We start from the raw sequence: 10,039 nt of genomic DNA, 5'->3' as shown, positions 1-10,039 counted from the left end.
GACAACAATTACCCTGACCAGTCCGAAATATGTAGGTCCGGCCATAAGTATAAGTGCGAATATAAAACATGGATTGATTTAAGTGAGGTATGTGAAAATAGCAAACCCACATCGGCATGCACGTGCGTCGAAAATGAAATTGAAGACCTCACTTCTTGCATGTGTAAAGGAAATGGCGTTCACTAAGGCCAGTTGAGGAGGATTTAATAGATGAGCACTGCCGTCAAGAAAAATGGTAACGCAAGAATCGCTGTCTTTACGCTGTTTTTTTGTTTTATGACAAATATCACTCACGGGTTTAATCCTTCCAGTTTCGATAAGATGGATAAAACGCATCCGCATGAATGTGTGGGATGTGATCTCAGTGGAATGGACATTGACGGTTGGGAAATGGATGATTCTATCCTCGGGGATGCAAATATGAGAGGTGCCAACCTCGCTCACGCGGAATTTGAAAGCGCCGATCTGCACGGAGCTGACCTACGAGAGGCGAACGTATTCATGGTGGTATTCACCCGTGCAAATCTTGCCAATGCTAATCTAAGTAAGTTAGATCTGCATTCCGCGACAATCAACGATGCAAATTTAAGCGGTGCAGATTTGAGTGAGGCAAATTTGAAAGACGCGACAATGCTGGGTGCGAACCTGAGCAGTGCAGATCTCCACCTGTCGAGATGCAGCGGAGCAAATCTGCGATTCACGAATCTGCGCAAGGCAAATCTGAGAAAAGCAGCCCTCGATCATGCAGACCTCAGAGGCGCCGATCTAACGGATGCGAACTTGGAGGACTCGGACTTGAGTGGGGCAAAGCTGACAGATGCGATCTGGACTGACGGGCGAAAATGCAAATCCGGATCGATTGGCATCTGCAGATAGCAGAAGCTTTCTTGATATTGCTGAATAGATTTCTGTTTGAACTATAACCCCTCAAAATAAAGCTTTCAAGTGTGCGCGGTACTCATGACAGAACCTCCGAGGATGCCTGTTTCACTTCGTAAAGCTCAATATAGATATCCGAAAAGCCGAATTTCTTCTTCAGCGCACGCTTCATTCCCTTCATGGTTTCTCTGCGATAGACTGACCCGTTCGTCCTTATCCTCACAGCGAGTATTATTTTTTCGGGAGACAAACCCCATATGTGCATATCTTTCACGTTACTGATATTATCGAATGTCTCATAAATAAAACCTTCTACCTCATCGATATCTATTTTGGCCGGGTTTCCCTCCATGAGGATCTGTACGCTATCCTTTATCAAGAAATACGTGGGATAGGCGGCTAATAAGCCCACGCCCACACCCGCCAGAGCGTCGACGAAGTAAAGGTTCGTAAAGCGGATGATGAGGGACGATGCAATGACGCCGACTGAGCCCAAGGTATCATTCAATATGAGAAGCAGAGCCCCCTTGATATTGATATCTTGCGAGTGCTTATAAAGCCTGATGAGTCCGAAGGCGTTCACAAAAAGACCTATTACGGCGATAAGGAGGATCTTATCCGCCTCCAAGGGCTCTGGATTCCTCAGCTTATGGTATGCCTCGATGAAGACATAGAAGAGCAAGAAACCGACGAGCATTCCATTGAACAGACCTGATAAAACCTTTGCCCTTTCGTACCCGAAGGTTTTATTCTTATTCGGAAGTCTTTGAGCGAGCCTGCCGATGTAAAGCGCGATGAATTGACCCGAAACATTGATGGCCATAAAAGATGCATCCGTAACAAGGGCAAGGCTGCGGTAATACAATCCACCGAGCAGCTCGATGAAGAAGTAAGCGATGGTCAAAGAGAGAACCAGTTTCTGGTCGCGGTCAGTCAAATGATAAGCCCCCTGGAGAGAAAGGAACGGATAGTTCAGTAGGCATAATTTTCGGGTTCTTTTTTGGGACCTGGGGCATCGCTTCTCCCGGAACGTCTCCACTTATCCAGCAGGTAATGAACCCGTTTGCTCACGAGGATCGGTAGATAATCCCTGATTCTTGCTTCCCTTTTGAATCGGTTCAAAACGATTTCGTATAGCCTTTCCACTTTGTCCGAGGAGAGACCGGCGCGAACAGACAGCACTTCTATCGCTCCGATGTGAAGCCTCCTCTCGGTTTCATTATCGTAGAGCACTTTCTTACATTCTTCAGGCAGAGTGTTCATCAGCCTCACCTTTGCCCCTTCATCTCCTGGATCTTATCGGTCAGTTCCCACGGCAGACCCATATCCATTCTTCCGACATGGCCGTATGCAGCGAGCTTTCTGTAAAAACCGCCCTTCAGAATCGACGGCAGGTATCTCAGGTTGAACTGCTTTACGATCCCCGCAAGACGGAAATCAAAAAGTCTCTCGACAAGTGCCGCTATCTTTTCATCAGGCAGGACACCTGTTCCAAAGGTTTCGACCTGAGTACTCACGGGCTTCGAAAGACCGATAGAGTAACTGAGCTGCAGCTCGCATTCAGCGGCGAGCCCCGCGGCGATAACATTCTTAGCGGCGTAACGGGCCGCATAGGCTCCTATCCTGTCTATGCGGAGAGGGTCTTTACCGCTCAGGGCAGCGCCGCTCTGGCGGGAATACTCTCCATAGGTGTCGATAGCATTTTTCCTTCCCGTCAACCCCGAATGGACGGAGGGACCCCCGATGACAAAGGGACCGTCGGGGTTTATGAATATCTTTGTGTTCTTGTCCGGCCTTATAGCTTCGTCGGAAAATACGGGATCTATAACAGTCTCTCTGATATCCTCTTCGAGTCTCTTCATATCAGGCCCCCCGGCTGTCGACGGACTGTCCTGACTGGCGATGACAGTGATGCTGTGGATTCTGAACGGTTTCCCGTTCCTGTATTCGATGCCCGCCTGCGTCTTTCCGTCGGGCGAAATATAGGGGAGTATCTTCTGGAGTCTCACCGAAGTGAGTCTCCTCGCCAGCTTGTGGGCAAGCCAAATAGGAAGGGGAATGAGGGCAGCGGTCTGGTTGCAGGCAAAGCCAAAGACCGTAACCTGGTTCCGTGCCGGAATTTCATCGATCTCAGCATCCGAGAGGTTCCTTTCATCAAAGAAACAGTTCTCATCGTGGGCCAATTCCTTGAGACTCGTCACGATGCTGCAGGTCTTTGCATTAAAGGCATGCTGGTCATACCCGATCTGGTTCACGACCTGTCTCGCTATATTCGGGAAATCGACGCTCGCACCCGATTCGAATCTCGCCGCGATAAACATGATCGCGGTGGATACGGCGCATTCGGCAATAACCCGCGAATAGGGATCCTGCTGAAGGAAATGATCTACTATGGCGTCGCTTATCTGGTCACAGAGCTTGTCAGGATGGCCTTCCGTAACCGACTCTGATGTGAAAATGAAGTCTTTCTTCACGGCGTCACCTCTTTCGGGACTTTCTTCGTTCCTTCATTCACAAGTAAGGGAAGAACAGCGCTGCCTCCGATCACAAGACCATCGAGAACACCGATCGGAGCGAGCCCTAGAAGATTCCTCAAGCCCGGGATGAACATGGCCAAACATTGAACGGCAAAAGAACCCCCGAGCGCCATATTGAGATACCTATTGGGAGGCAACTTCTCCTTGCTGAAGACGCTGTGTGTCTCTGAGCGGCAGCTTATGGCATGGAGGAGTTGCCCCGCGGTGAGGCCCATAAACGCGAGGGTGCCTGCTTTCTGGCCCATGCCGTATCTCGCGATGCCATATCCGTAGGCCCCCAATGCCCCGGCGGAGATCGCAGCCGACTCAAAGGCGATCCTTTTGAAATCCGACCTCCTGACAATCGGCTCGCCAGGGTCGCGGGGCGACCGGCTCAGGACGTCGGGTTCCGGCGGCTCTAGGGCGAGTGCCAATCCTGGAGCTATGTCGGACATCAGGTTAATCCAGAGCAGCTGTATGGCGCTCAGCGGTTGGCCGAGGCCACCTGCGATGGCAGTGAACATAACCATGATCTCGCTGAGATTCGTCGATAAGAGAAAGTGGACGGACTTTCTGATGTTGTTATAGATTGTTCTGCCTTGACTGATCGCTATGATCATCGTCTCGAGGTTGTCATCCTCGATGATGACATCGGCGACCTCACGGGCGACATCGGTGCCGGTATGTCCCATGGCGATGCCGATATCCGCGGCCTTGAGGGCCGGACCGTCGTTGATGCCGTCGCCCGTCATCGCGACAACAAGACCGACATCCTGGAGCACCCGGACTATCCGGAGCTTGTGTGCCGGGCTGACGCGGGCGAAGACGTGAACCCGCTTGCAGAGAGCCTTCATGACTTCCGGGTCGATATCGACCAGATGGGTGGAATCAAGGATTTCGAGTTGCTCACCGTTGCCGAGGTTCAGCTCCTTTCCTATCGCATATGCCGTCGGACTCTGGTCACCCGTTATCATCACCGTATCTATTCCTGCTTTGTGAAATTCGCCTATCAATCCCTTTACGCCGTCCCTGACAGGGTCAGCCATGCCCACGAGGCCGAGCCAGATGAGATTATCCGCGCAGTCAACGTCCGCCTCGAGCGGAAGCGTCTCGTTATCGGCGAACGAATAGGCCACCCCGAGAACGCGGAGGGCGTCGCCCGCCATGCGCTCATTTTCTGTCTCCAGGGCGAGGCGGTCGTCATCCGTAAGTGGAACCTTTTTGCCGTCCTTCATGTGCCAGCCGCACATGGGGAGGACCTCGTTAGGGCTCCCCTTTACGGCAACGAGGAAAGAATTGTTCTGTGTCCCGTGGAGCGTGCACATGTAATTGCTGTTTTCTGAACGATGTCGGATTCTCAGAAGAGGAAACTTCTCTCTCAGCATCCCGACATCGACCCCTGAACCTAATGCGATATGTATCAGGGCGTTCTCGGTCGGAGAGCCATTGATAACATAGCGTCCATCCTCTCCCAGGACTTCACTTTCGTTGCAGAGGACGGATATGTGAATGAGCCTGAGGAGCTCATCGTGTATATAGACACTCAAGGGTTCGCCGGACAGGAAAAACTGGCCGTTGGAGACGCTGAAGTGTCGCATGCCTGCATGAGCCGCGACGACGGACATCCGGTTCAAGGTTATCGTTCCCGTCTTGTCGAGGCATATCGTCTGCACGGAGCCGAGGGTCTCTACCGCATTGAGATGTCTTATGAGGACATTGTGCCTTCGCATCTTTCTGATGCCGAGAGCGAGGGTAGTGGTTGCCACCGTGGGAAGACCTTCGGGAACAGCGGCGACAGCCAGGGATATGGAAGTCTTGAGCATCTCCAAAAGGCCGTATCCCCGGAGCAGGCCGGTTATGAAAACCATTCCGCAGACTATGCCGCAGATGAGTACCAGTTGGCTGCCCATCCTGTCCAACTGACGCTCCATGGGGGTTTCGGGCGGCCTTGCCTCACCGACGAGGGTCTGAATCTTCCCGATTTCGGTGAACCTCCCCGTCGCCACAACAATGGCTACGCCCTGTCCGCCGGTAACGAGAGTACCCATATAGACCATATTGGTCCTGTCGGCAAGCGGGATATCCCTCTGCATTAGGGGTGACAGGGTCTTTCTCACCGGCATGCTCTCACCGGTGAGGGCCGACTCATCGACGCTCAGATGATTTGTTTCGATGAGCCGCGCATCGGCAGCGATATAGCTGCCGGGTCTCAGCAGGAGGAGGTCTCCGGGCACCGCATCTTCGGCGCCTATCTCTTGCAAAGTTCCATCGCGGAGCACCGCCGCAGACGGTCTTACGAGACGCTTCAAGGCATGGATTGTTTTTTCGGTCTGGCTCTCGGTCGTGTATCCTATCGCCGCGTTGATGAGTACAACGCCCATAATCACCACGGCATCCGCGATGCCGCCCGTAAGGACTGAAATTCCTGCCGCAACACCGAGGAGCGCCACAGGGAGTGACTTAAACTGGCCTAAAAACATACTCAGGCCTGAGCGGGGGACGGATTCCGGCAGGACATTAGGTCCGAATTTCCTGAGGTTAGCACTGACAATATCGGATGACAGGCCGGAATTTCGAGACGTGCCGAAAGTCTCGAACACATCCATGGCGTTCATGAGATGCCAGTCTTCGGTGGTCTGCGCTTCAGCACGGGTGATGCTCTTTCTTAATGTACGTCTGCTTGGAGCGGGGAGCACTTTGTCAGCGCCGTGAGGCTGATCTCCACGTGACAGAGCAACAGTGACAGTCTGAGGCAACGCTTCAGAGGGCTGACCGGTCTTTTCTGACCGAGCGACAATCGCAGCGATCAGTGAGGCGACTATCTCAAGAGTGTTCTCTGAGTTATAGTATATGAGAACGTTCCCGGTAAGGACGCTTACCGAAAATCCCTGAATGCCGCCCTGACGAGAGAGCCCTGATTCAAGCTCTTTCTTGAGTACCGCAGAGCGATAGAGTCCGGCTACTTTAAATCGTGCTCTTCCCTTTACCGAAGTATGAAGCGGCTGGACCACACCTCTTACTATCCTCTTCTTCTACTTCTGCTCGGAACAGACTTAGGCTTCGTCTTCGGCGTTTCGGCTTTCGGGGCCGGTTTCTCTTTCGGAGAAGCAGCAAAGGTCGTTCTTTGCCTCGGAAGGGCGGTGCTTGCGATCTCCTTAACCCCCTCGACAACACCGACGAGCATGTCCTTGACTGCCCTGACAGCCGTGTTCCCTATGGTACCGGCAGCTTCAATGGCCCCGCCTACAGCCACTCTCGCGACCTCTTCAACATTCCCGCCGACCTCTTTCGTAGCCTCGATGACGCCGTCAACGGTCCGCCTCGCGACCATCGCGACATCTGCTCCAACCTCGGCAGCCCCCTTGACAGCGCCCTTTACCGTTTGGCTGGCAACGGTGACGACATCCCCGCCCACGTCGCTTACGCCCATGACGACACCCTTTGCAACGCTCTTTGTGCTCAGGATGAGGCCGGTGCCGACCTCTTCCGTAGCCTGAATGGTTCCTATTACCACATCCTTCGTAACGCCGACAGCCTCGGCAGCCACGGAACCGGTGGCCCTAAGGGTGTTCGAAACCGTATTTCTCACGAGGCTGACAATCTCCGCCTCGATCTCATTGATTCCCTTCAGGCTGCTGACGACCCCTGCCTTCACAGTCGTCCCCGCCTTCCCGATACCCTCTTCCACACCTGAAGCTGTTTTGCTTGCGACACGTTCTGCTGACATCTCACGCCTCCTCTTATTGTGAATAGATTTGAAAGTGCTTAGCCGGCCACGATTCTTAATGGTAATGAAAGCGCTGTAACATAAAAATACCACCCAGTTGTTACAAAATGGTTACTATTGAGTTACAAAAAAGTTAAATAACCTACGCCGGTGCGCTGTTAGATTTCAGGAAGATATTGAATGCATACCAAAACGCTCCATACCAGGGAAGTGCGGTAACATTCCCCATGCTCATCTGATAGATCCCTGCGCCGAGGAGTACGAGAAACGCCAGCCCCCCGATGTCTATCTCGCCTCCGGTAAACGTTTTCAGTTGACTGTCCATCCCCTTGAAAGTTCCTGATATCCGTCGCTGTAGCCCGACCGGAGAGGCATTCAGCCCGTTAATCCGAAAAAGACTATTGACCGCGGCATACTCGGCTATCCTCTCCTTTTTCACCACCTTGTGGGTAAGGAGTAAACTGCCGGTCAGGGGGTTGCATTCTACGGCCTCTATGCCTTCGAGAGCCGAAAGAAGTTCCTTCATTCGCGTCAAATATGCCTGGTCCCTCTTTCGTGAGGGTATCTTAATCCTCAGCCTTTCCGGAGTCTGATGACTGATGTATGCATCAGGAAGCATTAAGCGCCTGATTCACCTTCGGGGGCGGTTGCGGAACTTGCGGCCTTCTCCGCCTCTGAAAGCTCGGATTTCACCTCGGCAACCAGGTCCTCGACCACTTCACCCGCCTCCGCAAAGGCTTCCTTACCTTTTTCGAAGAGGATAATTCCGCCTTTGATAGCAGCCTTCGCTACCGGTTTAGCCACGCTCGCTATGACAGGGAGTACGGCAGGCGCAAGAACAGCTGCTCCTATGCCTATGGCAAGCCCGGTCACGACATTCCCTTTCAGGGCACCGTCAAAAAGTCCCATTGTTGAACCTCCTTTCGCCTATATTTTTAATGCTATCACGATTTCTTTTCATGTCAAATACTATCACGATTTCCTTCCGTTTCCGGCGGATTTTTTCATTACTTGCCTATGGATGAGACGACTTTCATCGAAATGTAACGTTTCATTCATGAGGATGTAACAATGGTATGGTTTACTAACTTCGACAGGCAAAAGGAGAAAAGTTATCAAGCATGATTCAGTACAGGATAGTGCACCATATTCCGGGGCGTATAAGGATAGAAATCCCGTCGATAAAGGGAGTGTCGTTGAAGAAACTGAAAGACCTCGCCGCCATTCCCGTTCCGTCCGGCATAGAGGGGATGCGTCCGAATCCTTTGACAGGAAGTCTCCTCATCGAGTACAACCCGAAAGAGATTAATATCGTGAAATATCTTAACGAGATGGCGGTCAGCAGGGTCTTGGAAGATAAACTCATTGCAGGTGATCCCCATGAATAACGCCCTCGCGCTGAGTCCCCTTTGTAAGAGAGATGAGGAATTGCAGTGTCCATACCTCGACGTATCCGATGGCTGCAGGGCCGCGCTCTCTTCGCTGCTTCCTTCTCTGAGGATAAGAGTTACGTTCTGCGACAACGAGGACTACGACAATTGTCCGATATTCCTTGCGAAGATTCTGAGGAGGAGATAGGGATGGTGTGCGTTGACTATCTCACGGAAGATTTGAGATGTCAGAGGGGAATCCCTGTGACGGAGCGTTTCGGCAGCTTTTTTTGCGAGGAAAGACGCGAGGAATGCCCGTTCATTATCTGGGAGAAATCGCTGCCCCGGGACGTAAGTGTCTTAAGGCCGAAATCTCTGAGGAACATATGGAGGAAGCCATGAAATGTCCGCATTTGAATCTCTGGCTCGTCGCAGCATGTCGGATCGATGATACGGTTTATGTGCCGAGCAGTTTTCAGCTTCAGGAATACTGCAAGAAGAAGAGCCACAAGAAATGTCCTTTCTTCATGCAGAAGATTACGGCTGAGAATAAAAGAGGCCGTCTTGTCCCTCTGCACGATTGTGTGTGAAATATCCACTTTATTGCCTGAGGATGACCGCAGGGAGACCCCGATCGGGACAACAGAAAGACGTTGACGGAGTTTGCCGCGACGCGAGAGGATTGCTCAGCCATCGCCCCTGCTGATCGAAAGAGGATGGGCGATATGGAAACAGTCATAACGGCATATTGCTCATCCGGTCAACCTCGCCACCGCGATATCGTGTCCGGGGAAGCGTAACGCCTCACAATGTAACACTTCGTAACTTCACTCAAATAATCATCTGTCATTATCGGGTAATGTCTTTCCCGGGTGTACAAGTCTCTCGGTCAGGCAAGGGGGAGTTCTTCTCACTAGTGAGAGTCACCTGTCAGGAATCTGAAGGAGGTGAAAAGACGATTTAACAGAACTGTAACATTGCCGTAACATGCTTGTAACAGAGAGGGTTGTATGTTAAAAGAACATATCCGAACATAATATAAGGAGGAGAAATATGAAGAATCTTTTGAGTCTGCTCGTTGCAATCACCGTGCTTCTTTCTTTTACGCTTGTCGGAGCGGAAGAGACGCTGAACGGGGCGGGTGCGACATTCCCCTATCCCGTCTACTCTGCCTGGGCCTTTGATTACAACAAGGTTACGGGGGTGAAACTGAATTATCAGTCCATCGGCTCGGGAGGCGGACAGAGGCAGATTACGGAGCGGACCGTTGACTTCGGGGCATCCGATGACCCGCTGAAGCCGGAGAAGCTGGGAGGGGATAAGCTGATTCAGTTCCCCGCAGTAATCGGGGGTGTTGTTCCTGTTGTGAACATCCAGGGGGTGAAGGATGGCGAACTGAAACTCGATTCGACAGCGCTCTGCAAGATCTATCTCGGGGAGATTAAGTACTGGGATGACGCGACGCTGAAGAAGATGAACCCGACAGCGAGTCTTCCCCATACAGATATTACGGTAGTCCACAGGTCCGACGGATCTGGGACGACCGC

At 52.1% G+C, this 10,039-nt stretch carries 11 protein-coding genes; 4 read left to right on the top strand and 7 right to left on the bottom strand.

Annotated features, from left to right (window positions below; all coding sequences use genetic code 11):
* The first annotated feature begins 210 nt into the window (after positions 1 to 210).
* Positions 211 to 876: a pentapeptide repeat-containing protein gene (locus tag VEI96_08475; GenBank protein HXX58018.1), complete on the top strand. Its 666-nt coding sequence runs from the start codon at positions 211 to 213 to the stop codon at positions 874 to 876.
* 82 nt (positions 877 to 958) lie between these two features.
* Here VEI96_08475 and VEI96_08470 read toward each other — a convergent pair whose 3' ends face one another.
* The 7 genes from VEI96_08470 to VEI96_08440 all read right to left on the bottom strand — a co-directional run bounded on the left by VEI96_08470 (position 959) and on the right by VEI96_08440 (position 8,031).
* Positions 959 to 1,816: a cation diffusion facilitator family transporter gene (locus VEI96_08470; protein HXX58017.1), complete on the bottom strand. Its 858-nt coding sequence runs from the start codon at positions 1,814 to 1,816 to the stop codon at positions 959 to 961.
* A gap of 35 nt (positions 1,817 to 1,851) precedes the next feature.
* Entirely contained in the window at positions 1,852 to 2,142 is a 291-nt protein-coding gene (locus tag VEI96_08465; protein HXX58016.1) for a DUF3562 domain-containing protein, read from the bottom strand.
* A 5-nt stretch (positions 2,143 to 2,147) separates the two neighbouring features.
* Positions 2,148 to 3,353, bottom strand: a complete 1,206-nt coding sequence (gene metK, locus VEI96_08460; GenBank protein ID HXX58015.1) for a methionine adenosyltransferase — start codon at positions 3,351 to 3,353, stop codon at positions 2,148 to 2,150.
* Entirely contained in the window at positions 3,350 to 6,406 is a 3,057-nt protein-coding gene (locus tag VEI96_08455; GenBank protein ID HXX58014.1) for an HAD-IC family P-type ATPase, read from the bottom strand. Before VEI96_08455 ends, metK begins: the two co-directional genes overlap by 4 nt.
* 8 nt (positions 6,407 to 6,414) lie before the next feature.
* Entirely contained in the window at positions 6,415 to 7,122 is a 708-nt protein-coding gene (locus VEI96_08450; protein HXX58013.1) for a hypothetical protein, read from the bottom strand.
* Between the two features lie 142 nt (positions 7,123 to 7,264).
* A complete protein-coding gene (locus VEI96_08445) occupies positions 7,265 to 7,741 on the bottom strand; it encodes a hypothetical protein (protein ID HXX58012.1) in 477 nt (158 codons plus the stop codon).
* On the bottom strand, positions 7,741 to 8,031 hold the full coding sequence (locus VEI96_08440; protein HXX58011.1) for a DUF5132 domain-containing protein: 291 nt from the start codon (positions 8,029 to 8,031) through the stop codon (positions 7,741 to 7,743). The genes VEI96_08445 and VEI96_08440 overlap by 1 nt, the downstream gene beginning before the upstream one ends.
* A 212-nt stretch (positions 8,032 to 8,243) precedes the next feature.
* Between VEI96_08440 and VEI96_08435 the strand changes: the two genes are divergently transcribed.
* The 3 genes from VEI96_08435 to VEI96_08425 all read left to right on the top strand — a co-directional run.
* Positions 8,244 to 8,510 carry a hypothetical protein gene (locus tag VEI96_08435; protein HXX58010.1) on the top strand — a complete coding sequence of 89 codons (267 nt, stop codon included), beginning with the start codon at positions 8,244 to 8,246 and terminating at the stop codon, positions 8,508 to 8,510.
* On the top strand, positions 8,503 to 8,700 hold the full coding sequence (locus tag VEI96_08430; GenBank protein ID HXX58009.1) for a hypothetical protein: 198 nt from the start codon (positions 8,503 to 8,505) through the stop codon (positions 8,698 to 8,700). The genes VEI96_08435 and VEI96_08430 overlap by 8 nt, the downstream gene beginning before the upstream one ends.
* A gap of 845 nt (positions 8,701 to 9,545) precedes the next feature.
* Positions 9,546 to 10,039: extracellular solute-binding protein (locus tag VEI96_08425; GenBank protein HXX58008.1), on the top strand; the 494-nt coding region annotated here is incomplete at its 3' end.

The sequence above is a fragment of the Thermodesulfovibrionales bacterium genome (assembly GCA_035622735.1).
Taxonomy (GTDB): domain Bacteria; phylum Nitrospirota; class Thermodesulfovibrionia; order Thermodesulfovibrionales; family UBA9159; genus DASPUT01.
The sequence above is the reverse complement of the archived record's forward strand: the minus strand, read 5'-3'. Positions and strand labels throughout refer to the sequence as shown.